The following is a 22,813-nucleotide window of genomic DNA, read 5'->3' as shown; positions in this document are numbered from 1 at the left end:
CACGCCCTCCACCCGCATGTCGTAGGGGGCGTGGATGGTGGTGGCGCGCACGGCCAGGGTCCTGCTCGTGCCGGTGCGTGGGTGCGCTCAGGGGGTGGTCGAGCGCACGTCGCCGTACGCCGTCGGCGGCGCCGCCCGTTCCGCGAGGGCGCCGTGGACCAGCAGGAACTGTGCGGCGGCGTACGTCAGCATGATCCACAGGTCGGGGCGCGGGGGTTGCGGCCAGTCGGCGACGCCGGTCGCGATGAGGGTGTCGGAGAGCAGGAAGAGCACACCGCCGGCGCCGGCGAGGAGGCCGAGGCGGGTGGCGGCGGTGTACGCCATGGCCGTGAGGAGGGTGCTGTAGGCGGCGACGGGGGCGCGCAGGTCCGGCGGGAGACCGGGCCACAGGAGGGTGAGGGTGGCGATCAGGACGGCGGCGTAGGCGGGGGCGAGGAGGCCGCCGCGCGCGCGGGGGCGGCCGTACCGCGTGAAGAGCACCAGGTAGCAGATGTGTCCGGCGGCGAAGCAGGCCATGCCGGCGAGAAAGGCGGGGTCGGCGTCCGACAGGAGGAGCACGTCGCCGCCCCAGCCGCACAGGACGGCGGCGAGGAGCAGCCGCGGTGCGCCGGTCGTGGCCGCCCAGGCGGCGAGCAGGGGCATGAGGAGCGGCTTGGCGACGGCGTGCCCGGGGTGCCAGCCGGCCGCCAGGGAGCCGAGGTCGACGGCGGTCGCGAGGACGAAGGCGATGAGGAGGGGGCGGGGTCGGAGGGTCACGCCGCGCTGCTCTGCTCTACCGGCGCCGGAGCGTCGGCGGGAGCCTGGGCCGGTTGCCATCCCGGTCCCCCGAACACCCGTCCCGCGCGCTCGCGCCAACTGCTCGCCTTCTTGATGTCCTTGACGATCGCGACGTACTCATGGGTGGCGACCTTGAGGGGGTTGAACGTGTTGATGTTCTTCGTCAACCCGTAGACGGGCCGCTCCACCTCCGGCACGAAGGAGCCGAAGAGCCGGTCCCACACGATGAGGATGCCGCCGAAGTTGCGGTCGAGGTAGCCGCCCTGGGAGGCGTGGTGGACGCGGTGGTGGGAGGGCGTGTTGAACACGAACTCGAACCAGCGGGGCAGCTTGTCGATGCGTTCGGTGTGGATCCAGAACTGGTAGACGAGGTTGGCGGAGGAGCAGAAGGCCAGCGCGGCGGGATGGACGCCGAGGGCGACGAGGGGGACGTAGAACGGCCAGACGGTGAGGGTCGTCCAGGGCTGGCGCAGGGCGGTGGTGAGGTTGAACTTCTCGCTGGAGTGGTGGACGACGTGGCAGGCCCACAGGATGCGGACGACATGGTGGCCGCGGTGGGACCAGTAGTAGAAGAAGTCCTGGGCGAGCAGCATCAGGGGGACGGTCCACCACAGGACGGGCACGCGCAGGGGGGTGAGTTCGTAGATCGCCGTGTAGAGGGCGACGATCGGGATCTTCCAGAAGAAGTCGAAGAACAGGCTCCCGAGCCCCATGCCGACGCTCGTGGCGGCGTCCTTCGTGTCGTATCCGGCGGCGTCCTCGTCGGGATGGACGCGGACGCTGATCATCTCGACCACGGTGAGCAGCACGAAGGCGGGTATCGACCACAGCACGACATCGGGCAGGTTCGGCATGGAGGCACCGTAGAACCGCAGGTCGGCCGCGGCTAGACGGTGTTACCCACAAGTATTTCCGGGGGTATGCGCTTGCTTGTTGGCGATCTCCGCCAAGAGCCGGGCGGGTGCCGCCTACGATGCCGGGGGTGGCGGACGGGGAGGCCGGGGGATGCAGGGGCTCGAGGTCGTGGTGGTGCGGCTGGCGTCGACGGTGGTCTCGACGGTCGCGCGGTCGGCGCTGAGGCCGCCTCCGGGCGCGGGACTGGTGGAGAGGGTTCTCGAAGGCACGGTGACCGCCGGGCAGATGCTCAACATGCGTGACGCGGAGTCGGTGGCGCTGCTTCCGCGGCTCCCGCAGCTCACTGAGCTGAACCTGATCGGGGACCACGGCATCCCTCCCGTGGTGCTGCGGCACTCGGCACTTCAATTCCTCGGGCTGGCCCACAACGACGTGGTCGGTGACCTCTCACCGCTGAGGGGGCTGCCGCACCTGAAGCAGCTCTCCCTCAACCGCTGCCCCGGTGTCACCGATCTGAGCCCACTGTCCGGCATGCCGTTGACCCACGTCTATCTCTACGACTTCGCCGAAGGGTTCTCGCTCGCGCCCCTGGCGGATCTCCCCGACCTACGGCACCTGGTCTTCAACTTCGCAGCGGCGGAAACCCGTCTGGACGAACTGTCGTTCGCCCCTCGGCTCACCGGTGTCAGGTTCTTCCACCGGGCCTGCGCCACGAAGCTCTCCGGGCTCGATGCCCTGACCTCCCTGACATCGCTCACCGTCAACGAGAGGCACCAGTGGCGCGACTTCCTGGCCGCCGGGGTGTTCTCCACGCTGGAGACCCTCCACATCCTGGATGTGCCGCACATCGATCTCGCGGATCTGGTGCCCCACCAAGGCCTTGCCCAGGTCATGCTCCGCAAGGTCGAACACGTGGAGCATCTCGCGGCCCTCGCCGAGTTGCCCGAGTTGTCCACGGTCGAGTTCTGGGGCTGCGGCCCCCTCGTCCTCACCCCGCTGGCTCCCCTCCAGCACCTGGACATCACCCTCTACGACTGCTTCGAGGTTCTCGGCGCCGACCTCTTCCCCGCCGATCGTCTGCACGTCGAGTAACCGAGGATCACACCCCCGCCGCCCCCAACAAGGCCCCCACCCCGTACGTCACCCCCATCGCCACCGCTCCCCCGCACACGTTCCGCAGGACCGCCCGCCCCGGTGCCGCCGCCCCCAGCCGGGCGCTGCTCCAGCCCGTGCAGACCAGCGCGACCAGGACCGACACCACCGTCACCGGCACCCGCCAGTCGGCCGGTGGGAGGACGATGGCGAGCAGGGGCAGCAACGCGCCGGCCGTGAACGCGAGGAAGCTCGCCCAGGCCGCGTGCCAGGGGTTGGTGAGGTCGTCGGGGTCGATGCCGAGCTCCACGCGCGCGTGGGCGCGCAGGGCGTCACGTTCCGTCAGCTGGACGGCGGCCTCGCGGGCCACCTCGCGGGTGAGGCCGCGTTCCTCCAGCAGCTCGGTGAGCTCCTCCAGTTCGGCCTCCGGCTGTTCGCGCAGCTCACGCCGCTCCTGCGCGAGGGCCGCCTTCTCGGAGTCCCGTTGGGTGGACACGGACACGTACTCCCCCGCCGCCATCGACAGTGAGCCGGCCAGCAGACCGGCCAGCCCCGCCGTCAGCAGCGCCGACCGGTCGTCGGTGGCGCCGGCCACGCCGACGACCAGGCCGGCGGTGGAGACGATGCCGTCGTTGGCGCCGAGCACGGCGGCGCGCAGCCAGTTCAGCCGGGAGCCGAGGGTGCCCTCGTGGGGCTCGCCGTGGGGTGGTTCCGGCTCGGGTCGCGTCTCACGTTCCGTCACGGAGGGAGGATGGCATCCGGTGCGTCACCCGTGGCGTATCGACTCGTCGGTCCGGGGCGTCTCAGGGGCTTCCGTGCCCCCGTGTCGGTGGCGCCCCGTATCCTCAATGACCATGCTCGCAGACCAGACGACCGCAGCGTCCTCCCCCACGGAGTGGCCGGCCGCATATCCCCAGGGGTACGCGGTCGTTGACGTGGAGACCACCGGACTGGCCCGGGACGACCGGATCATCTCCGCCGCCGTCTACCGGCTGGACGCGCGCGGTGAGGTCGAGGACCACTGGTACACGCTGGTCAACCCGGAGCGCGATCCGGGGCCGGTGTGGATACACGGTCTGACGAGCGAGGTGCTGGAGGGGGCGCCCCTCTTCCATGACGTGGCCGAGGAGTTCGCCGCCCGGCTCGCGGGGCGGGTGCTCGTCGCGCACAACGCGGTGTTCGACTGGCAGATGATCGCCCGGGAGTACGCGCGTGCGGAGCGCGAGGCCCCGGTGCGGCAGCGGCTGTGCACCATCGCGCTCTCCAAGGAGCTGCGGCTGCCGTTGCCCAACCACAAGCTGGAGTCGCTCGCGGCCCACTTCGGTGTCGTGCAGCGGCGGGCGCATCACGCCCTCGACGACGCGCGGGTCCTCGCGGAGGCGTTCCGGCCGAGCCTGCGGGCCGCCGCGGCGGGCGGGGTGCGGTTGCCGCTGCACGAGTGCCGGCCGCTGACCGAGTGGAGCGACGGGCCCGCGCCCCGTATCGGCCGCCAGGGCGGCGGCGGTTACGGGAGCTACCGGCCGAGCAGCTGGCGGCCGTCCCGCAAGCGGCCCGCCTGTCCGTACCCCAACCCCGGGCGGTACGAAGACGGCAAAGCGCTCAAACAGGGCATGCGGGTGGCGTTCTCGGGTGACACGTCCGTGGAGCGCGAGCTGCTGGAGGACCGGGCCACCGAGGCGGGGCTGCATGTGGCGACCAGTGTGTCCCGGCTGACCAGTCTGCTGGTCACCAACGATCCCGACTCCGGCACGTCCAAGGTGGTGAAGGCGCGGCAGTTCGGGACCCCGGTCGTGGACGAGGCGGCGTTCGGACAGCTGCTGCGGGATGTCGAGGCGGCCGACGAGTAGGACGGGCAGACCGCGGGCGAGCCGTACGTACGGGTGATTGCCGGACGACTCGCCCGGCGCCCGCTCGCCCCCGCCGGGGTGACGGCTCACCCTGTGGCGCATGGCGAGATGCGAAGTTTGCGGCAATGACTACGGAATGACCTTCGAGGTGCACGCGCAGGGCGCGGTGCATGTCTTCGACTGCTTCTCCTGTGCGATTCATCGCATGGCCCCCATCTGCGAGCACTGCCGGGTCCAGATCATCGGGCAGGGCGTCGAGGTCGAGGGCCACTGGTACTGCGGCGCCCACTGCGCGCGGGCGGAGGGGAAGGCGGGCATCGTCGACAGGGTGTGAGCCGGTACCCCGCTGAGAGCACCCCATGGCCGAGAGGTACGGTCGTGGGGTGTACCGCTTCCTGTTGTCCCGGCAGTGGGTGATCCTCACGCTGGTCGCCCTCCTGCTCATCCCCACGATGATCCGGCTGGGCTTCTGGCAGATGCACCGCCACGACGAGCGCGCCGCGCGCAACCAACTGGTCACCGACGCGCTGTCCGCGAAGCCGGTGCCGGTGGAGCGGATGACGTCCCCGGGACACACCGTCACCCGTGACGAGCGCTACCGCGCGGTGACCGCGACGGGCACCTTCGACACCGCGCACGAGGTCGTCGTACGGCGCCGGGTCAACGCCGACGAGACGGTCGGCTTCCACGTCCTCACCCCGTTCGTGCTGACGGACGGCAAGGTGCTGCTGGTCAACCGGGGGTGGATCCCCGCCAACGGGCCGAGCCAGACCGCGTTCCCGAAGATCCCCGCGCCCCCCGCCGGCCGGGTCACGGTGACCGGGCGGCTGATGCCGGACGAGACGACCGCGGCGAGCGGCATCAAGGACCTCAAGGATCTGCCGGACCGGCAGATCATGCTGATCAACAGCGAGGAGCAGGCGAAGCGGCTCGGCGCCGAGGTGCTCGGCGGGTACATCGCGCAGACGGCGCCCGAACCGAAGGGCGACACCCCGGAGCTGGTCGGGAAGCCGGGCAGCGAGGACGCCGCGCTGAACTACGCGTACGCGATCCAGTGGTGGCTGTTCGCCGCGGGCGTCCCCGTCGGCTGGGTGGTCCTGGTCCGCCGTGAGCGCCGGGACCGGGAGGCGGCGGCCGGTGCGGCGCAGGAGAGGGAAGCGGCACCGGCGGCCGTCTAGCGCGGTCCTCCCGCCAGGCTGTCCCGCCAGTACCGGAAGGTGCGTTCCGGGTCGGGCAGCAGGTCCCACGGATGGTGGGTCATGTGGCGGCCGATGCGCCGGAAGACGGGGGCGGCCTCGTCGGGGCGGTGGGCGCGGGTCAGGGCGAAGGCGAGCAGGTTGAGGTCGGTGACGGTTTCGGCGTGGGCCGGGGCGGCCGTGCGGAACCAGCCCGTCAGGGCCGTGTCGATCTCCTGGACCGCGCGCGGCTCGCTCCAGTCGCCGCGCGTCCCCAGGGCCGCGAGGGGTGAGCGCCCCCGCCGATGGGCCGTCAGCTCGACGCGGGCGGCCACGGGGAGCAGGGCCACCGGCGAACCGTGGGGTGCGCGGGCGGCGGCCTGCCAGGCGAAGTCCATCATGTCCGGGAGCGTCCCGTGGGCGCGCGGGGAGAGGTACTCCACGAGCCGGTGGTACGCGGTCCGGTGCCACGGCGCCCGCCGGACCGCCTCGCTCCACACGGGCACCGCGTCCTTCACCGGTACGGCGCAGGAGTGCATCAGGGCGAGCAGGGCCAGCCACGGCGTCGGGTCCTCGGGGCAGGTGTCGGCGGCCCGCAGACAGGTCCGCTCGGCCGCGCGCACGGCGGCGTGCCCCTCGGCGGGTGCGCGGACCGTGTCCACGCAGGCCCGCAGGACGAGGGCGTCCCCGTCGCCGGGCCGGTCGGAGGCCCAGCGCTGCGGGACCACGGCCGGCAGATGGCGGGCCAGTACGAAGACCCGGTGCGCCCTGCGGTCCCAGTCCCGTCCGGTGGTGTGCAGCAGCCGGGCCGCGGGCTCCCAGACCGGGCGGGTGCTGCCCGCGCCGAGCCCGTGCAGCTGGGGGCGCGGCCGGAGTTCGGCCAGGGTCGCGTGGAGGAGGTCGTCGTCGAGTGCGGGGCGGATCAGCAGGGAGGGTCGGCGTCCGAACATCTCGTTCCCTGGGCGACGGAGGGCGGCGGGGGCGGGCGCGCCGTCGGAAAGGCACGCCCGCCTCGCACGGAACCGGGTTCAGCAGCAGCGTCCGGGCGACTCGCCCTCACGCGCCGTGGTGCGCATCCGCTGGTACTCCCGGCGGGTCGGCACCGGGGCGTGCGGGTGGTGGCGGCGGTGCCGGGCGCAGTAGCGGTCGTACTCGGCCTCGCCGGTCAGTTCCCGCGCGTACCAGAGGAGGACGCCCACCGCCTTGCGTACGGCGGTCATGAGCCGGCCCCCACCAGCGGCTCGCTGTCGCGCTGCTCGGGGACGTCGATGCGGGAGGCGACGTACGGCGTCTCGGTCGTCGGCAGCGGCTCGGCCGCCCGCAGGGCCCGTACGCAGACCACCGCGCAGTTGACCAGGACGATCGCGACCAGCAGCAGGAAGACCGCCATGATGACGCCGTCGACGGTGTTGTTGACGACGATGGTGTGCATGTCGTCCAGGTCGGTGGCGCCGGGCAGGAGCTTGCCCGCGTCGGCGGCGTCGGCGTAGACGTCGCGCTGGGCGAAGAAGCCGATCTTCGGGTTGCCGGAGAACACCTTCTGCCACCCGGCGGTGAAGGTGACGGCCACGACCCAGGCGAGCGGGGCGCCGGTCACCCAGGCCCAGCGGGCCTTGCCCGCCTTGACGAGCATGGTCGTGGTGACGGCGAGGGCGACCGCGGCGAGCAGTTGGTTGGCGATGCCGAAGAGGGGGAACAGCTGCTTGATCCCGCCCAGCGGGTCGGTGACACCGGCGTAGAGGAAGTAGCCCCAGGCGCCGACGACGAGGGCGCTGGTGATCCAGACGCCGGGCTTCCAGGTGACGCGGCCGATGGGCTTCCAGACGTTGCCGAGCATGTCCTGGAGCATGAAGCGGCCCACGCGGGTGCCCGCGTCCACGGTGGTGAGGATGAACAGCGCCTCGAACATGATCGCGAAGTGGTACCAGAAGGCCTTGAGGCCGCTTCCGAAGACGCTGGAGAAGATCTCCGACATGCCCACGGCGAGGGTGGGGGCGCCGCCGGAGCGGCCGACCAGCGTCTGTTCCTCGACGGCCTTGGCGGCGGCGGTCAGCTGGTCCGGGGTGATGGCGAAGCCGAGGCCCTTGACCGCCTCGGCGGCGCTCTGCGCGGTCGGGCCGAGCAGCGCGGCCGGGGAGTTCATGGCGTAGTAGAGGCCGGGTTCGAGGACGCAGGCGGCGATCAGCGCCATCACGGCGACGAAGGACTCCGTGAGCATCGAGCCGTAGCCGATGAGGCGGACCTGGGACTCCTTCTGGATGAGCTTGGGGGTGGTGCCCGAGGAGACCAGCGCGTGGAAGCCGGAGAGGGCGCCGCAGGCGATGGTGATGAACAGGAAGGGGAAGAGGGATCCGGCGAAGACCGGTCCTGCGCCGGTGGAGGCGAACTCGGTCACCGCGCCCGCCTTGAGAGTGGGGGCCGCGATCACCACGCCCACGGCCATCAGGGCGATGGTGCCCACCTTCATGAACGTCGACAGGTAGTCACGGGGCGCCAGGAGCATCCACACCGGGAGGACGGAGGCGACGAAGCCGTAGCCGACCAGACAGAAGACGAGGGTCTGCGGGCTCCACAGGAAGTAGTGGGCCAGCGAGGAGTTCTGGATCCAGCCGCCGCCGAGGATGGCGAGCAGGAGCAGCGCCACGCCGATGACGCTGGTCTCCACGACCCGGCCGGGCCGCAGATAGCGCAGGTAGAAGCCCATGAAGAGGGCGATGGGGATGGTCATGGCGACCGAGAAGGTGCCCCAGGGGGACTCCGCGAGGGCGTTGACGACGACCATCGCCAGGACCGCGAGCAGGATGATCATGATGGCGAAGACGCCGATCAGGGCCGCGGCACCGCCCACTGTGCCGATCTCGTCCCGGGCCATCTGGCCGAGGCTCTTGCCGTCCCGGCGCATGGAGAGGAACAGCACGATCATGTCCTGGACCGCGCCGGCGAAGATCACCCCGCTGATGATCCAGATCGTGCCCGGCAGATAGCCCATCTGCGCGGCCAGCACGGGGCCGACCAGCGGGCCGGCGCCCGCGATGGCGGCGAAGTGGTGGCCGAACAGCACCCGGCGGTCGGTGGGGTGGTAGTCGACCCCGTCCTCCAGCCGCTCGGCCGGGGTGGCGCGGCCGTCGTCGGCCCCCAGGACGCGGCGGGCGATGAACCGGGAGTAGAAGCGGTAGGCGATGGCGTACGAGCCGAGCGCGGCCACCACCAGCCAGACCGCGGAGATCTCCTCGCCGCGCGAGAGGGCGAGGACGCCCCAGGCGACGGCGCCGAGCAGGGCGACACCGGTCCACAGTGCGACGGACTTCAGTGACATACGTGACTTTTCCGGCGCGGGACGGCCGGTTTCGGGCAGGGCTGACGCAGGCATGGCGGCTCCTCACCTGGGCGGTGCGGTACGCCTCGGGACCCGAGGCGGGCGAGATCGGCGACCGGTACCAGCGAGGACGGCTCTCCCGTTCGCTGTCGGTCTGTGCAAGAGTTGCCCACCCCCCGACACCGGTTGACAGCGAACTCCCCATGAGATGTCCCGTGGATTTCGCGCCGGTTCCCGTCAACCGAACCCGCCGCCCGCGCAACTGACCGGTGAGGACTCGGCACACCAAAGGCGGTGACCCATGGCCGACGGCGCCATGACGACGACGTTCCTCGCCGTGATCGGCGGGGCGTCGCTGCTCGCCGTGACCGCGCGCCGGCTGCGCCCCAGCGACCGGCTGCCCGACCTGGAGGGCTGGGCGCTGGCCGACCGCTCCCTCGGCCCGGTGTGGACCTGGCTGCTGCTCGGCGGCACGATCTTCACCGCGTACACCTTCACCGCCGTACCGGGCCTCGCCTACGGCAACGGGGCGCCCGCGTTCTTCGCGGTGCCGTACACGGTGATCGTCTGCCCGCTCGCCTTCGTCCTGCTGAGCCGCCTGGGCGAGGTGGCCCGGAGGCACGGCTATGTCACCGCCGCCGACTTCGTGCGGGGCCGCTACGGCTCGCCGCCGCTCGCGCTCGTCGTGGCGCTGACCGGGATCCTCGCGACCATGCCGTATCTGGCGCTGCAACTGCTGGGGATACGGGCGGTGCTGACCGCCGGGGGCGTGTACCCGCGCGGCGCGGCCGGGGACCTGGTGATGGTGGCGCTGTTCGCGGGGCTGGCGGTGGCGACGTACCGGCACGGGTTGCGGGCGCCCGCGGTCATCTCGGCGCTGAAGGCGGTGGCCGTGTTCGTGTCGCTGACCGCCGTGTGCTGGCTGGTGCTGCGGCGGCTGGGCGGGCCCGGCCCGGTGTTCGAGGGCGCGGCGCGGCGGCTCGGGGGCACGGACGTGGCCCACTCGCCGCTGGTCCTCACCCCCGCCCAGCAGCCCGCGTACGCCACCCTCGCGCTCGGCTCCGCGCTCGCCCTGCTGATGTACCCGCACGTCCTCACCGCCGGGTTCGCCGCCGACGGGCCGCGCACCCTGCGCAAGGTCGCGGTGGCGCTGCCCGCCTGGACCGGACTGCTCGCCCTCTTCGGCTTCCTCGGTGTCGCGGCGCTCGCGGCGGGGGTGCGCGCTCCGCAGGGCGGCGCCGAGGCCGCCGTACCGATGCTGGTCGACCGGCTGATGCCGGGGCCGCTGGCCGGGCTGGTGTTCGCCGCGATCACCGTGGGGGCGCTGGTGCCGGCCGCGGTGATGTCCATCGCGGCCGCCACGGGCTTCGTCCGCAACGTCTACGTCGAGTACGTCCAGCCCACGGCCACCCCCAAGCGGCAGGTGCGCATCGCCAAGGCGGTGTCGCTGACCGCGAAGGTCGGGGCGGTGGCGTTCGTGTTCGGGCTGCGCGACCAGGACGCCGTCAACCTGCAACTGCTGGGCGGGGTGTGGATCCTGCAGATCTTCCCCGCCGTGGCGGTGGGGCTGTTCACCGGACGGCTGCACCCGCGGGCGCTGCTCGCCGGCTGGGCCACCGGTATGGCGGCCGGGACCGTCCTGGTCGTCCGCGAGGGGTTCTCCTCCATCGTGACGCTCGGCTTCGGACCGCTGGAGATCTACGCCGGGCTGGCCGCGCTGCTGCTCAATCTGACCGTCGCGGTGGCCGGCACCGCCGCCCTCGAACGCCTCGGTGTCCCGCGCGGCGCCGACACCACCGACCTGCCCTCCCGCCTGACCGTCAGGCGGCCCCGCACGACGGGAGCGAACCACCCGTGAGACGCAGACACCCGATCCCGGCCCCCGTGGCGGAGACGTACGCCGAGCCGCTCGCGCTCGCCGTGACCGACCCGGCGGAGCGGGAACGCGAGGCCGGACTCGCCCGGCTGTTCGAGTTGCACTACTCCTCGATGCTGCGGCTCGCCGTGCTGCTCGGCGCGGACGATCCGGAGAACGTGGTCGCCGAGGCGTACTACCAGATCTACCGGAAGTGGCGGCGGCTGCGGGACGTCCAGGCGGCCGAGGCCTATCTGCGCTCCACGGTCTGCAATCTGACCCGGATGCGGATACGCCACCTCCAGGTCGCCCGCCGGCATGTCGAGAGCCCGCCGGAACTCCCCGACGAGACCGTGGCCTCCGCCGAGAGCACCGCGCTGCTCCGCGACGACCAGCGGGTGCTGATCGACGCCCTGCAGCAGTTGCCGGCCCGGCAGCGCGAGGCGCTCGTGCTGCGCCACTGGCTGGGCCTGAAGGAGAGCGAGATCGCCGCCGCGATGGGCATCTCCTGCGGGTCCGTCAAGACCCACACCTCACGCGGCCTCGCCGCACTCACCCAGGCGATGGAGGCCCGGCGATGAACGACACCGGACCCGACCGGACCCGGCAGGAGCCGCCGGCCGCCGACCGCACGGAGCGGGAGCTGCGCGAGGCGCTCGAAGCGCTCGCCGGAGGGGTGCGGCCCGCGCGGGCCGTGCCCGACGCCTACCGCACCGCGCGCGGGGAGTGGCTGCGGCGCGAGAGGCGGCGCAGGCTGGTGCTCGCCGTGCTGATCGCCGTCGTGTTCGCCCTGGCCACCCTGATCGGCCTGTGGGTGCTGAACCAGACGCCCGCCCACCCGGGGGTGATCTTCTCGGGGACGGGCGACGCGGTGAGCGGGGCGTCACTCCCCCGGCCGCACCCCTGATTGCCCGCCCGGCCCTCCGGGAACCCGCAAGGGCGTGCACCCCCGTATCGAGGACTACGCTCTCATCGGCGACGAACAGACCGCCGCCCTGGTCGGCAGGGACGGCTCGGTCGACTGGCTCTGTCTGCCCCGGTTCGACTCCGCCGCCTGTTTCGCCCGGCTGCTCGGCGACGAGGACAACGGCCACTGGCGCATCGCCCCGAAGGGCGTCGACGGGGTCTGCACCCGCCGCGCCTACCGCCACGACACCCTCGTCCTGGACACGGAGTGGGAGACCGGCCAGGGCGCGATCCGGGTCACCGACCTGATGCCGCAGCGCGACCGCCACCCCGACCTGATCCGGATCGTGGAGGGGCTGCGCGGCCGGGTCACCGTCCGCAGCCGGCTGCGGCTGCGCTTCGACCACGGCTCGATCGTGCCGTGGATGCGCAGGGCGGAGGGACATCGCGTCGCGGTCGCCGGCCCCGACGCGGTCTGGCTGCGCAGCGAACCCGCCGTGCACACCTGGGGCGAGGACTTCGCCACCCACGCGGAGTTCACCGTCGGCGAGGGCGAGTCCGTGGCGTTCGTGCTGACGTGGCACCCCTCGCACGAACGGCGTCCGCCGCTGATCGATCCGCACAAGGCGCTGCGCGGCAGCGTCGAGGACTGGCGGGAATGGGCCGCGCGCTGCCGCTACGACGGCCCGCACCGGGACGCCGTGATGCGCTCCCTGATCACCCTGAAGGCGCTCACCTACCGGCCCACCGGAGGCATCGTCGCCGCCCCCACCACCTCCCTGCCCGAGGAGCTGGGCGGGGTGCGCAACTGGGACTACCGCTACTGCTGGCTGCGCGACTCCACCCTCACCCTGGGCGCGCTGCTGGAGGCCGGCTACCAGGACGAGGCCGAGGCCTGGCGGGACTGGCTGCTGCGGGCGGTCGCCGGCGACCCGGCCGACCTGCAGATCATGTACGGGCTGGGGGGCGAGCGCCGGCTGCCCGAGTTCGAGCTGCCCTGGCTGTCCGGCCACGCCGGCTCCACCCCCGTACGCGTCGGCAACGACGCCGTGAACCAGCTCCAGCTCGACGTCTACGGCGAGGTCATCGACTCGTTGGCGCTGGCCCGGGCCGCGGGCCTGGAGACGAAACCGCATGTGTGGGCGATCCAGTGCGCGTTGATGAGCTGGCTGAGCGAGAACTGGCGACAGCCGGACGAGGGGCTGTGGGAGGTGCGCGGGGGCCGCCGGCAGTTCGTGCACTCGAAGGTGATGGTGTGGGTGGCCGCCGACCGGGCGGTCCGCGCGCTGGAGGAGAACCCCGAGCTCAGCGGGGACCTGGAGGGGTGGCGGGCGATGCGCGACGAGGTGCACCGGGAGGTGTGCGAGAAGGGCTACGACCCGGAACGGAACACCTTCACCCAGTCCTACGGCTCCCGCGACCTCGACGCCGCCCTGCTGCTCATCCCGCGCCTCGGCTTCCTGCCGGCGGACGACCCGCGCGTGGTCGGCACGGTCGACGCGGTCCGCGCGGAGCTCGGCCACGGCGGTCTGGTGCGCCGCTACAGCACCGACGGGACGACGGTGGACGGTCTGCCCGGCGACGAGGGCACCTTCCTGGCCTGCTCGTTCTGGCTGGCGCACGCGCTCCGGGAGACGGGCCGCACCGAGGAGGCGCGGGAGCTGTTCGAACGGCTGGTGGGCCTCTCGAACGACGTGGGTCTGCTGGCCGAGGAGTACGACCCGGTCGCCGGCCGCCATCTCGGCAACTTCCCGCAGGCCTTCAGCCACCTCGGCCTGGTGAACACCGCCCTCGCCCTGTACGGGGGCGGGAAGGCAGGATAGGGGCCATGGATCTTGGACTGAAGGACCGGGTGTACGTCGTCACGGGGGCCACCCGCGGCCTGGGGCACGCGGCCGCGCGCGAACTCGTCGCGGACGGCGCGAAGGTGGTCGTGACCGGGCGGGACGAGAAGCGGGTCGCGGACGCGGCGGCCGCACTGGGCCCGAACGCCGTGGGGGTCGCCGTCGACAACGCCGATCCGCAGGCCGCGGCGCGGCTCATCGCCACCGCCCGGGAGAGCTTCGGTGCCTTCGACGGGGTGCTGGTGAGCGTGGGCGGGCCGCCGCCGGGGTTCGTCGCGGACAACACCGACGAGCAGTGGCAGGCGGCGTTCGAGTCGGTGTTCCTGGGTGCGGTGCGGCTGGCGCGGGCGGCGGCGGCCGAGCTGGAGTCCGGCGGGGTGATCGGGTTCGTGCTGTCGGGGTCGGTGCACGAGCCGATCCCGGGGCTGACGATCTCGAACGGGCTGCGGCCGGGTCTCGCGGGCTTCGCCAAGTCGCTCTCCGACGAGCTGGGGCCGCGTGGCATCCGGGTCGTGGGGCTGCTGCCGTCGCGGATCGACACGGACCGGGTGCGGGAGCTGGACGGGTTGTCGGCCGATCCCGAGGCCACGCGGGCCGCGAACGAGTCGCGGATCGCGCTGCGGCGGTACGGGGCGCCGGAGGAGTTCGGAAGGGTGGCGGCGTTTCTGCTGTCTCCGGCCGCCTCGTATCTCACGGGGATCATGGTGCCGGTGGACGGGGGGATGCGGCACGGGTTCTGAGCCTGAGGGGTTCGTGTCGGGTGCGGGTGAGCGGGGGCTTGTCGCGCCCACGCGGCGGAGCCGCAGATCGACGCGGCCCCGCGCCCCTCGGGTGCGTCCCCCGAACCTGGGGTTCACGTCACCCTTGCCGCCTTGTGTTTGGCCGCCCTCAGTCGTACGTCCGCCGGGAGTCTCTTCAGGGCCGCCGAGTCCCTCGCGTGGGCCAGGGCCTGGTGGGTCAGGTCGTTCAGGGCCGTTCCCGGGTCCACGTGGGGTTCCAGGCGCAGGCGTACCCGGGTCTCGGGGGCGTCCCTGCGGCCCGTGAGGCGGACGTGGGCGTGGGCCACGCCCTCCAGTTCGCCCGCGTCGGCCGTCAGCACGGACTGCAGGGCGCGGCCCCGCAGCAGCGCGCCCGCGCCGTCGCCGGTGTCCACCAGGACCTCGCCGAGCCGACGGCGGCGCAGTACGGCCGTCAGCCACCACAGGGCGAGCAGCACGAGCACCGCGAGAACGGCGATCACCGTCGGCCACCACCAGGTCTCGTCCCGCCACTTCGTGCGTTCGGCGGTGCTGAGCAGGACGTCGTGGGGGCCGTCGTGGATCCACCAGGAGGGTGGCGAGACCCCCAGGCCCACGGCCAGCACCGCCCCGCCGACGGCGAGGAGGACCAGGCCGACGAGGCCGAGCAGCACACGGTTGACGGTCCTGAGCATGACCCTCACCCCTTCTTCCCGGGCCGCCGCACGTGCACCGACAGACGCGGGGGACGGACGAGTCCCAGCCCCCGGATCGCCTCCGTCAGAACGGCGTCCAGATCGGTGTGTACGGCGTCCAGGTCGCGGAAATGGGAGAGCGCGCGCACGTCGGCCCTGCGCCGGTGCGCCCGCACCCGGACCGACTGGACGCCGGCGACCTCCATGGCCCGGTCGCGCAGCACCAGGGCGACCGCGTCCCGGTGGAGGCCGGCCCGGACGTCGGGGTGGACGCGGCGCATCGGCAGGACGTCCCTGAGGCCCGGGGTGACGGCCAGCAGGATCAGCCACAGGCCGAGGGCCGCGGCGACGCCCGCGCCGACCAGCACCCACGTGTCGTCGAGGGGGCGCTCGGCGAGCTGGGTGGCCAGGTCGTGCCGCCAGGCGAGGGCGGACCGGCCGGCGCGGACGGCGCAGACGTCGTAGAGGAAGGCGCCCGCGACGACGAACATCAGCGCCGCGACGACGGCCGCGGGGACGCGGCGCGGCGACCAGAAACGGTGCGCCTCGCCGGCGTTGGGCACCCGCGGTGGGTCCTCGCCGGGTTGCTGCTTCTCGAGTACGGGCAGGGTGCTGGTGCCCTCCGTGCCCCGGGGCTCGCTCATCGCGTCCTCCCGTGTGCCGCGCCGGGAGCCGTCGTCAGGTGCAGCCGTTCCACCTGGACGGCGACCTCCGGAACCTGCATTCCCACCAACGCGCCTACCCGCTCGGTGACATGCCGACGCACCGCGTGGCAACGCGAGCCGATGTCGGTGGGGTAGTCGAGTTCGAGGTGGACGTGGAGGTGCGCGGCGTCGTGATGGACGACCACCGTGGCGTGCGGGCGGCCCGCCTCGGGGTGCAGCGGGCGCACCGCCTCCAGCGCGGCCTGGGCGGCGATCTTCGCCACGACCCGGTCCGCGATGCGGGTCGCCCCGCGCTCGCCCGGCGGGACGTCGGCGGGACGTCGGCCGGCCGCGCCCGTCCCCTCGCTCACCTCCGTCACCTGCGCCGGTCGTCACGTGTGCGGAAGAAGTCCCCTACCTCCATGTCTCCTTCCAGGAGCCTTCCGACGACGAACCCGATGGCGCCGAGGGCGGCCACCAGGAGGAAGGCACCGAAGCCGCCGAAGTATCCGGCGAAGCCCAGTGCCATGCCGGCGATCATCCCGATCACGGCCCTGCTCATGCTGTGTTCCTCCGCTCGTCGGCCGTTGCGTCACTGGATGCGGGGCTCCGGCTCCTCGTCCTCCTCCTCGGGGAGCTTCACGTCGCTCACCGCGATGTTGACCTCGACGACCTCCAGGCCGGTCATCCGCTCCACGGCCGCGATCACGTTCTCCCGGACGTCCCGGGAGACCTCGGTGATCGACACGCCGTAGTCGACGACGATCTCCAGGTCGAGCGCGGTCTGCACCTCGCCGACCTCGGCCTTGACGCCGCGCGTCACGGACTTGGTGCCACCGGGCACCCGGTCGCGCACCGCGCCGAAGGTGCGGCTGATGCCGCTGCCCATGGCGTGGACGCCGACGACGTCACGGGTCGCGAGGCCGGCGATCTTCTCCACCACTCCGTCGGCGATGGTGGTGCGGCCCCGGCTCGCGGGGTCGCCGCCGCCACGCCGGGTCGGCTTGCGGGTCGACACGGACTCCGTGCCGCCCTCCGTGCTCTGTGTCCGGCTCTGCTCCGTTGCCTCACTCATGGCCGTACGTCCTTCTCGGTCGTCGTCCCTTCGACCACGGTAAGCGCGGTTGCGCCGCCGCGCCCCGGGGATACGGCAGGCTGGAGGAATGGACGGGTGGACGAGTGCGGTACGGCATCAGGTGGGCCTGGGCAGGCTCCTGCCCCTGGGCGGCGCGCGCGACGGGGCGTGGATCGCCGAGGAGGCGGCGAAGGGCGTACTGCGTGAGGCGGTCGGGGAGGTGCCGGGGGTGCGGCTCGGGGTGCTCCGGGTCGCCCCCGTGGATCCGGCGGACGCGGACGAGCCCGTCGTGCCGCCTCCGCCGAGCGGACTGCCGCCGGGGCCCCTTCGGGTGACGGCGGACTTCGCGGCGTCCCCCGTGGAGCCGCTCCCGGCGACGGCGGCCCGGCTGCGCCACGCACTGGCCACGGCCGCGGTCGAACGCCTCGGTCTGACGGTCACGCGGGTGGACCTGCGGGTGACGGACCTGCTGGAGCGGGGCGAGCCGGTTCCGCGTGCCGCGGCGTCCCCGGCCCTGCCGTCCGCCGGCCCGCCCCTCACCGGTGAGGAGGCCCTCGCGGCGGAGGCGGCGCTGTCCGTGCCGGGGGTGACGGGCATGACCGGCGCCCTGGGCAGAGCGGTACGCCTGGAGACCTACGAGGCGACGACCGGCGCGGCCCTGCCGCACCGGCACGCGCGCGTGGAGATCGTGGTCCGCGCGGACCACCGGGCCGTGGAGGTGGCACGGCGGGTCCGTGAGACGGTGCGCACGGCGCTGCCGGACCACCCGACGGTCACGGTGCTGGTGACCGGGGTGAACTGAGGGCGAGCGCCGTTCAGTCGCCGAGGCCGGCCAGGTCGCGCAACCGCCGGCCCTGTGCCGCCCGCTCGGCGGCGCGCTGCTCGTCGTACGTACGGTCCGCGGCGCCCCGCAGCAGCGCCTTGGTCTCGATGACGGCCTCCCGCGGCGCGGCGAGGATCGCCGTGGCCAGCTCCCGTGCGGCCGCGTCGAGTTCCCCGACCGGCACCGCGATGTTCGCGAGCCCCGAGCTCACCGCCTCCTGCGCCCCCACGAACCGTCCGGTCAGGCAGAGCTCGACCGCGCGGCCGTAACCGACGAGGGAGACGAGGGGATGCGTGCCCGTCAGATCCGGCACCAGGCCGAGGGCGGTCTCGCGCATGACGAACTGCACGTCGTCGGCGACGACGCGCACATCGCAGGCGAGCGCGAGCTGGAAGCCCGCGCCGATGGCATGGCCCTGGACGGCGGCGACGGTCACGACGTCGTTGCGCCGCCACCAGGTGAAGCCCTCCTGGAACTCGGCGATGGCGGCGTCGAGTTCGGCGTCGCCACTGCGCGCGAGATCGATGAAGGAGGGTTCGCCCTCGATCCCCTCGGGCGTGAACATCTGCCGGTCGAGGCCGGCGGAGAAGGACTTGCCCTCACCGCGCAGCACGACCACCCGGACGGAGCCCGGCAGCAGCCGCCCGGCCTCGGCGAGCGTCCGCCACATCGCGGGGCTCTGCGCATTGCGCTTGGCCGGGTTGGTCAGCGTCACCGTGGCGAGCGCGTCGTCGACGGTGAGCCGTACGCCGTCCTTGTCGAGCAGGGGAACGAGTTCCTGGTCGGGCGTGGCCATGGGGCGCCTCCGATGCGTGCGGTCAACAGAGCGGTGCTAGGTGAAAGCGATGCTAAGTGACTGCACAGTAACCACCCGGCCGATCGGACGACCGACCGGGTGGCACCATCGAAGCCGGTGGGCCGCCCGGGTCAGGACGAGGCGGCCTTCTTGCCTCGCGTCGCGCCGCCACGCCCACGGAGCGTGACGCCCGACTCGCTGAGCATCCGGTGTACGAAGCCATACGAGCGGCCGGTCTCCTCGGCCAGCGCCCGGATGCTCGCACCGGAGTCGTACTTCTTCTTCAGGTCTGCCGCGAGCTTGTCGCGCGCGGCGCCGGTCACCCGGCTGCCCTTCTTCAGAGTCTCGGCCACCCGTGCCTCCTCATGGGAAGTGCGCTCTGGTCCCCTCATGATCACCCCTCCGGGGCCCGATGGCCACCCATTCGGCAAGGTCCGTGCGAGAGGGTTTTGACGACAGGAGCGCGTCCCCACAACCGGAACCTGTGATTCCACCCGGAGCCGTTCGTACGGCCGAACGGGTTCTTTCGCGAAATACCAGGTCAGAGACGCGCGACGGCCGATCCCTTGTCGACAAAGGGATCGGCCGGAAAATGGATGTAGGACACACCTCGATACGAGGAGATCTCACACAGATGATGGATCACCCGTGGGCCGAATGATCCAACACGGGTGATCCACCACGGATGATCAAGCGAGCGCGACGAGATCCGCGTAGTCGGCGCCCCAGAGGTCCTCGACACCGTCGGGCAGCAGGATGATCCGCTCGGGCTGGAGCGCCTCCACCGCGCCCTCGTCGTGGGTGACGAGGACGACCGCGCCCTTGTAGGTACGCAGCGCGCCGAGGATCTCCTCACGGCTGGCCGGGTCGAGGTTGTTGGTGGGCTCGTCGAGCAGGAGGACGTTCGCCGAGGAGACCACCAGCGTCGCGAGGGCGAGGCGGGTCTTCTCGCCGCCGGAGAGGACACCGGCGGGCTTGTCGACGTCGTCGCCGGAGAACAGGAACGAGCCGAGCACCTTGCGGACCTCGACGAGGTCCATGTCGGGGGCGGCGGAGCGCATGTTCTCCAGGACCGTGCGGTCCGGGTCGAGGGTCTCGTGCTCCTGGGCGTAGTAGCCGAGCTTGAGGCCGTGACCGGGGCGGACCTCGCCGGTGTCGGGCTGCTCCACCCCGCCCAGCAGCCGCAGCAGGGTGGTCTTGCCGGCGCCGTTGAGGCCGAGGATGACGACCCGGGAGCCCTTGTCGATGGCGAGGTCGACGTCGGTGAAGATCTCCAGCGAGCCGTACGACTTCGACAGGCCCTCGGCCATCAGCGGGGTCTTGCCGCAGGGCGCGGGCTCGGGGAAGCGGAGCTTGGCGACCTTGTCGGAGACGCGGACCGCCTCCAGGCCGGAGAGCAGCTTGTCGGCGCGGCGGGCCATGTTCTGCGCGGCGACCGTCTTGGTGGCCTTGGCGCGCATCTTGTCGGCCTGGGAGTGCAGGGCCGCGGCCTTCTTCTCGGCGTTGGCGCGCTCGCGCTTGCGGCGCTTCTCGTCGGCCTCGCGCTGCTGCTGGTAGAGCTTCCAGCCCATGTTGTAGACGTCGATCTGGGAGCGGTTGGCGTCCAGGTAGAACACCTTGTTGACGACCGTCTCGACCAGGTCGACGTCGTGGCTGATGACGATGAAGCCGCCGCGGTAGGTCCTGAGGTAGTCGCGCAGCCAGACGATCGAGTCGGCGTCGAGGTGGTTGGTCGGCTCGTCGAGCAGCAGGGTGTCCGCGTCGGAGAACAGGATGCGGGCCAGTTCGACGCGGCGGCGCTGACCGCCGGAGAGGGTGTGCAGGGGCTGGCCGAGCACCCGGTCGGGCAGGTTGAGGGCGGCGGCGATGGTGGCGGCCTCGGCCTCGGCGGCGTACCCGCCCTTGGTGAGGAACTCCGTCTCCTGGCGCTCGTACTGCCGCATCGCCTTCTCGCGGGTGGCGCCCTGGCCGTTCGCGATGCGCTGCTCGTTCTCCCGCATCTTGCGCAGGAGGACGTCGAGGCCGCGCGCGGCGAGGATGCGGTCGCGGGCGAGGACGTCGAGGTCGCCGGTGCGGGGGTCCTGCGGGAGGTAGCCGACCTCGCCGGAGCGGGTGACCTGGCCCGCGGCGGGGATGCCCTCGCCGGCCAGAACCTTGGTCAGGGTCGTCTTGCCCGCGCCGTTGCGCCCGACCAGGCCGATGCGGTCGCCCTTGGCGACACGGAAGGAGGCGCTCTCGATGAGGATGCGGGCACCGGCGCGCAGCTCGATGCCGGAGGCGGAGATCACGGTCAGACTCCTGTGCGGGGTCGGTGGCGGGTTGGGCGGCTGAGGACGTTCCCGCCGTCTAATGCGCGAGGAGAATGGCCATGAGGCCAGTCTAACGGGCCCGTGCAAGCACTTTTTCTGTGTTCAGGTGTTCGATCTTGACGAGGGAGTGATCTGCATGACAGGCACGAGCGGCCGCCCGAGCGTCTGCCCCACGCTGCTGTACACCGACGCGAAGGCGGCGATACGGCAGCTCACCGAGGCCTTCGGGTTCAGCGAGCTGTCGGTGTACGAGGGTGAGGGCGGGGCGGTGATGCACGCCGAGCTGGTGCAGGGCAACGGCGCGGTGATGCTCGGCTCGAAGGGCCGCGGCGGTGTGTTCGACACGGCGATGAAGGACGCGGGCCCGACCGGGGTGTACGTCGTCGTGGACGACGTGGACGCGCACCACCGGCGGGCCGTGGAGCACGGTGCCGAGGTCCTGATGCCCCCGACGGACCAGGACTACGGCTCCCGCGACTACATGGCCCGCGATCTGGAGGGCAACATCTGGAGCTTCGGCACGTACGCGCCGGACATCCAGGGCTGACGGCCGGGGCCCGGGAGGGGGCCCCGGGGGTCAGCCGCCGCGGTGCACCTGGAAGGCGGCCCGGCGGACGGCCTTGGCCAGCGCCGGGTCGGGGTGCGCGGCGGCCAGCGCCACCAGCACCTGCACGGTGCGGGGGTGGCCGACGGCGCGCACCTCGGCCAGCAGCGCGGGCACGGTCGGCTGGAGCGCGGACTCCAGGTGCCGGACGAGCATCGGGGCCTCGCCGTGGTCGGCCACGGCGGCGGCGGTGTCGACCCACAGCCAGGTGGCCTCCTCACGGGTGAGCACCTCGTGGGCGTCCTCCGGGTCGACGCCGTCGTGCTCGGCGAGCCAGAGCAGCGCGTACGGTCTGAGGGCCGGCACCTCGACGACGGCCCGTACGTCGGGCTCGGCGGGGGCGCCCACGACACGCAGCGCCTCGAAGGCCAGGCCGCGCAGCAGGGCGTCCTCGCCACGGGCGGCGACCAGCAGCTCGGTGACGGCGCTGCCGACGGGCCGGGCGGCGAGCCAGGCGCGGTACTCGGCGCGGGCCGCGTTCGGGCGGAGCTGGGCGCAGCCGCGGAGCATGTCCTCGGCGGACTGCTCGATGTTGCCGGCCGGGCTCTGCGCGGCGACGCAGATCTGCTCCAGCTTGACCCACACCGCCCAGTTGCCGAGCGGGGTGAGCGTGGCGTGGCCGTCACCGCAGGTGAGCGCGCCCACGGAGGCGAGCGCGTGCAGGGCCCAGTCGAGCAGCGGGGCGAGTTCGGCGTCCCGGGCGGGCTCCGCGGGGTCGGCGTCGGCGGAGGGCTCGGTGGCGGCGGGCGCCGGCGGGCCGGCCGCGTCGGCGGCGTAGGGGACCTCGCAGCGCTCGGTGCGCAGCTCGGTGACGCGCTGGCGCAGCAGGTCCAGGAGCTGGTCCACGGGGACGGGTCCGGCGGAGAGCTGGAGGAAGGACAGCACCTGCGGCATGGCCGAGACGACCTCGGCGACGGCCGCGGGCTCCTCCTCGGCGGGTTCCGGGGTGGCGAGCGACCAGGCGTCGAAGAGGGCGACCCAGCCGCGCAGCACGGCGCTGTCGTCGCGGTCCCAGGCGCGCAGCCGCCAGCCGGGGCGGGCGCTCGCGCCGTGCACCTCGACGAGACCCGCCAGCCGGGCGGTGTCCCAGTCGTGGCGGACCTGATCGGCGGTCAGGGCCAGATCGCGGGCCGCCCGTTCGGCGGTCGCCTCGGAGAGGGTGGCCTTGCCGTCGGCGGTCGCGGCGTCGCCGCCGGGGCCGAGGACGCTGTCGGCCCAGCGCGCGACACGGGCCGCGGCGGCCAGACCTGAGCGCGCCATTCTGGCCAGCTCCGCCGGGGCCGGAGTGCCCTCCGGGGGGCGGGGCGCGGGGCGGCGCGGGCGCCGCTGGTTCACTGCTGTGGGGGCGGCGGCCAGGGGTCGCGGGCGGACGAGTCGAAGCCTGGAGTCGCGCGGGATACGGGACGTCACGGGTGCAGTCTTCCGGTTGACGGTCCGAAAACCCAAACGGAATGTCACGGCGG

The 22,813-nt window shown here is 72.7% G+C and carries 26 protein-coding genes; 11 read left to right on the top strand and 15 right to left on the bottom strand.

The window, feature by feature from the left end; genetic code table 11:
- Positions 1 to 87: 87 nt before the first annotated feature.
- Entirely contained in the window at positions 88 to 816 is a 729-nt protein-coding gene (locus OG852_RS37130) for a lysoplasmalogenase (protein ID WP_443064601.1), read from the bottom strand.
- Complete coding sequence (locus OG852_RS37125) at positions 753 to 1,631, bottom strand: sterol desaturase family protein (RefSeq protein ID WP_330350210.1); 879 nt, start codon at positions 1,629 to 1,631, stop codon at positions 753 to 755. Before OG852_RS37125 ends, OG852_RS37130 begins: the two co-directional genes overlap by 64 nt.
- A gap of 151 nt (positions 1,632 to 1,782) precedes the next feature.
- Between OG852_RS37125 and OG852_RS37120 the strand changes: the two genes are divergently transcribed.
- On the top strand, positions 1,783 to 2,724 hold the full coding sequence (locus OG852_RS37120) for a leucine-rich repeat domain-containing protein (protein WP_330350209.1): 942 nt from the start codon (positions 1,783 to 1,785) through the stop codon (positions 2,722 to 2,724).
- A 7-nt stretch (positions 2,725 to 2,731) separates the two neighbouring features.
- Here OG852_RS37120 and OG852_RS37115 read toward each other — a convergent pair whose 3' ends face one another.
- Positions 2,732 to 3,466 carry a VIT1/CCC1 transporter family protein gene (locus OG852_RS37115; protein WP_133910368.1) on the bottom strand — a complete coding sequence of 245 codons (735 nt, stop codon included), beginning with the start codon at positions 3,464 to 3,466 and terminating at the stop codon, positions 2,732 to 2,734.
- A gap of 112 nt (positions 3,467 to 3,578) precedes the next feature.
- On the opposite strand from OG852_RS37115, the gene OG852_RS37110 reads away from it, so the two are divergent.
- The 3 genes from OG852_RS37110 to OG852_RS37100 all read left to right on the top strand — a co-directional run bounded on the left by OG852_RS37110 (position 3,579) and on the right by OG852_RS37100 (position 5,749).
- Positions 3,579 to 4,571 (top strand): DEDDh family exonuclease, encoded by a 993-nt coding sequence (locus OG852_RS37110; RefSeq protein ID WP_133910367.1) that lies wholly within the window; start codon positions 3,579 to 3,581, stop codon positions 4,569 to 4,571.
- 100 nt (positions 4,572 to 4,671) lie between these two features.
- Positions 4,672 to 4,905 carry a hypothetical protein gene (locus tag OG852_RS37105; protein ID WP_078947469.1) on the top strand — a complete coding sequence of 78 codons (234 nt, stop codon included), beginning with the start codon at positions 4,672 to 4,674 and terminating at the stop codon, positions 4,903 to 4,905.
- A 49-nt stretch (positions 4,906 to 4,954) separates the two neighbouring features.
- Positions 4,955 to 5,749: an SURF1 family cytochrome oxidase biogenesis protein gene (locus OG852_RS37100; protein WP_330350208.1), complete on the top strand. Its 795-nt coding sequence runs from the start codon at positions 4,955 to 4,957 to the stop codon at positions 5,747 to 5,749.
- Here the strand turns inward: OG852_RS37100 and OG852_RS37095 are convergent.
- The 3 genes from OG852_RS37095 to OG852_RS37085 all read right to left on the bottom strand — a co-directional run bounded on the left by OG852_RS37095 (position 5,746) and on the right by OG852_RS37085 (position 9,116).
- Entirely contained in the window at positions 5,746 to 6,696 is a 951-nt protein-coding gene (locus tag OG852_RS37095) for a hypothetical protein (protein ID WP_330350207.1), read from the bottom strand. The two genes, OG852_RS37100 and OG852_RS37095, sit on opposite strands and share 4 nt — an antisense overlap.
- Positions 6,697 to 6,774: 78 nt before the next feature.
- On the bottom strand, positions 6,775 to 6,966 hold the full coding sequence (locus OG852_RS37090; protein WP_133910364.1) for a YbdD/YjiX family protein: 192 nt from the start codon (positions 6,964 to 6,966) through the stop codon (positions 6,775 to 6,777).
- A complete protein-coding gene (locus OG852_RS37085) occupies positions 6,963 to 9,116 on the bottom strand; it encodes a carbon starvation CstA family protein (RefSeq protein ID WP_330350206.1) in 2,154 nt (717 codons plus the stop codon). The genes OG852_RS37090 and OG852_RS37085 overlap by 4 nt, the downstream gene beginning before the upstream one ends.
- A gap of 247 nt (positions 9,117 to 9,363) precedes the next feature.
- On the opposite strand from OG852_RS37085, the gene OG852_RS37080 reads away from it, so the two are divergent.
- From OG852_RS37080 to OG852_RS37060, 5 genes are read left to right on the top strand one after another with little or no spacing between them, the layout of a single operon-like run.
- Positions 9,364 to 10,920, top strand: a complete 1,557-nt coding sequence (locus OG852_RS37080; RefSeq protein ID WP_133910362.1) for a sodium:solute symporter family protein — start codon at positions 9,364 to 9,366, stop codon at positions 10,918 to 10,920.
- Between the two features lie 14 nt (positions 10,921 to 10,934).
- Positions 10,935 to 11,498 (top strand): RNA polymerase sigma factor, encoded by a 564-nt coding sequence (locus OG852_RS37075; RefSeq protein WP_330351562.1) that lies wholly within the window; start codon positions 10,935 to 10,937, stop codon positions 11,496 to 11,498.
- Positions 11,495 to 11,824: a hypothetical protein gene (locus tag OG852_RS37070; RefSeq protein WP_133910361.1), complete on the top strand. Its 330-nt coding sequence runs from the start codon at positions 11,495 to 11,497 to the stop codon at positions 11,822 to 11,824. The genes OG852_RS37075 and OG852_RS37070 overlap by 4 nt, the downstream gene beginning before the upstream one ends.
- A gap of 34 nt (positions 11,825 to 11,858) precedes the next feature.
- Positions 11,859 to 13,646, top strand: coding sequence for a glycoside hydrolase family 15 protein (locus OG852_RS37065; protein ID WP_133910360.1), 1,788 nt, complete (start codon positions 11,859 to 11,861; stop codon positions 13,644 to 13,646).
- A 5-nt stretch (positions 13,647 to 13,651) separates the two neighbouring features.
- Complete coding sequence (locus tag OG852_RS37060) at positions 13,652 to 14,407, top strand: SDR family oxidoreductase (protein WP_133910359.1); 756 nt, start codon at positions 13,652 to 13,654, stop codon at positions 14,405 to 14,407.
- 113 nt (positions 14,408 to 14,520) lie between these two features.
- On the opposite strand, the gene amaP is transcribed toward OG852_RS37060, so the two are convergent.
- The 5 genes from amaP to OG852_RS37035 are packed head-to-tail and all read right to left on the bottom strand — an operon-like array spanning position 14,521 to position 16,818.
- On the bottom strand, positions 14,521 to 15,099 hold the full coding sequence (gene amaP / locus OG852_RS37055) for an alkaline shock response membrane anchor protein AmaP (protein WP_133910358.1): 579 nt from the start codon (positions 15,097 to 15,099) through the stop codon (positions 14,521 to 14,523).
- A 5-nt stretch (positions 15,100 to 15,104) separates the two neighbouring features.
- Complete coding sequence (locus tag OG852_RS37050; protein WP_330350205.1) at positions 15,105 to 15,743, bottom strand: DUF6286 domain-containing protein; 639 nt, start codon at positions 15,741 to 15,743, stop codon at positions 15,105 to 15,107.
- On the bottom strand, positions 15,740 to 16,123 hold the full coding sequence (locus tag OG852_RS37045; protein WP_133910356.1) for an Asp23/Gls24 family envelope stress response protein: 384 nt from the start codon (positions 16,121 to 16,123) through the stop codon (positions 15,740 to 15,742). The genes OG852_RS37050 and OG852_RS37045 overlap by 4 nt, the downstream gene beginning before the upstream one ends.
- Positions 16,120 to 16,305, bottom strand: a complete 186-nt coding sequence (locus OG852_RS37040) for a hypothetical protein (protein WP_133910355.1) — start codon at positions 16,303 to 16,305, stop codon at positions 16,120 to 16,122. The genes OG852_RS37045 and OG852_RS37040 overlap by 4 nt, the downstream gene beginning before the upstream one ends.
- 30 nt (positions 16,306 to 16,335) lie before the next feature.
- Positions 16,336 to 16,818, bottom strand: a complete 483-nt coding sequence (locus OG852_RS37035; RefSeq protein ID WP_133910354.1) for an Asp23/Gls24 family envelope stress response protein — start codon at positions 16,816 to 16,818, stop codon at positions 16,336 to 16,338.
- Between the two features lie 88 nt (positions 16,819 to 16,906).
- On the opposite strand from OG852_RS37035, the gene OG852_RS37030 reads away from it, so the two are divergent.
- On the top strand, positions 16,907 to 17,620 hold the full coding sequence (locus OG852_RS37030) for a nucleopolyhedrovirus P10 family protein (RefSeq protein WP_330350204.1): 714 nt from the start codon (positions 16,907 to 16,909) through the stop codon (positions 17,618 to 17,620).
- A 13-nt stretch (positions 17,621 to 17,633) separates the two neighbouring features.
- Here the strand turns inward: OG852_RS37030 and OG852_RS37025 are convergent, their stop codons facing one another.
- The 3 genes from OG852_RS37025 to OG852_RS37015 form a co-directional block, all read right to left on the bottom strand.
- The gene (locus tag OG852_RS37025) at positions 17,634 to 18,437 is read right to left on the bottom strand and encodes an enoyl-CoA hydratase/isomerase family protein (RefSeq protein ID WP_330350203.1); all 804 of its coding nucleotides are present in this window, start codon (positions 18,435 to 18,437) and stop codon (positions 17,634 to 17,636) included.
- Between the two features lie 131 nt (positions 18,438 to 18,568).
- A complete protein-coding gene (locus tag OG852_RS37020; protein WP_004002281.1) occupies positions 18,569 to 18,790 on the bottom strand; it encodes a helix-turn-helix domain-containing protein in 222 nt (73 codons plus the stop codon).
- Positions 18,791 to 19,126: 336 nt separating this feature from the next.
- Positions 19,127 to 20,725 (bottom strand): ABC-F family ATP-binding cassette domain-containing protein, encoded by a 1,599-nt coding sequence (locus OG852_RS37015; RefSeq protein WP_133910351.1) that lies wholly within the window; start codon positions 20,723 to 20,725, stop codon positions 19,127 to 19,129.
- Positions 20,726 to 20,882: 157 nt separating this feature from the next.
- On the opposite strand from OG852_RS37015, the gene OG852_RS37010 reads away from it, so the two are divergent.
- The gene (locus tag OG852_RS37010) at positions 20,883 to 21,293 is read left to right on the top strand and encodes a VOC family protein (protein ID WP_133910350.1); all 411 of its coding nucleotides are present in this window, start codon (positions 20,883 to 20,885) and stop codon (positions 21,291 to 21,293) included.
- 30 nt (positions 21,294 to 21,323) lie between these two features.
- Here the strand turns inward: OG852_RS37010 and OG852_RS37005 are convergent, their stop codons facing one another.
- Positions 21,324 to 22,760, bottom strand: coding sequence for a hypothetical protein (locus tag OG852_RS37005; RefSeq protein ID WP_208117051.1), 1,437 nt, complete (start codon positions 22,758 to 22,760; stop codon positions 21,324 to 21,326).
- Between the last annotated feature and the right edge of the window lie 53 nt (positions 22,761 to 22,813).

The sequence above is a fragment of the Streptomyces sp. NBC_00582 genome (assembly GCF_036345155.1).
In the GTDB taxonomy this organism is placed as follows: Bacteria; Actinomycetota; Actinomycetes; order Streptomycetales; family Streptomycetaceae; genus Streptomyces.
Note: the sequence above shows the minus strand (reverse complement) of the source record. Positions and strands in the feature narration are given on the sequence as shown.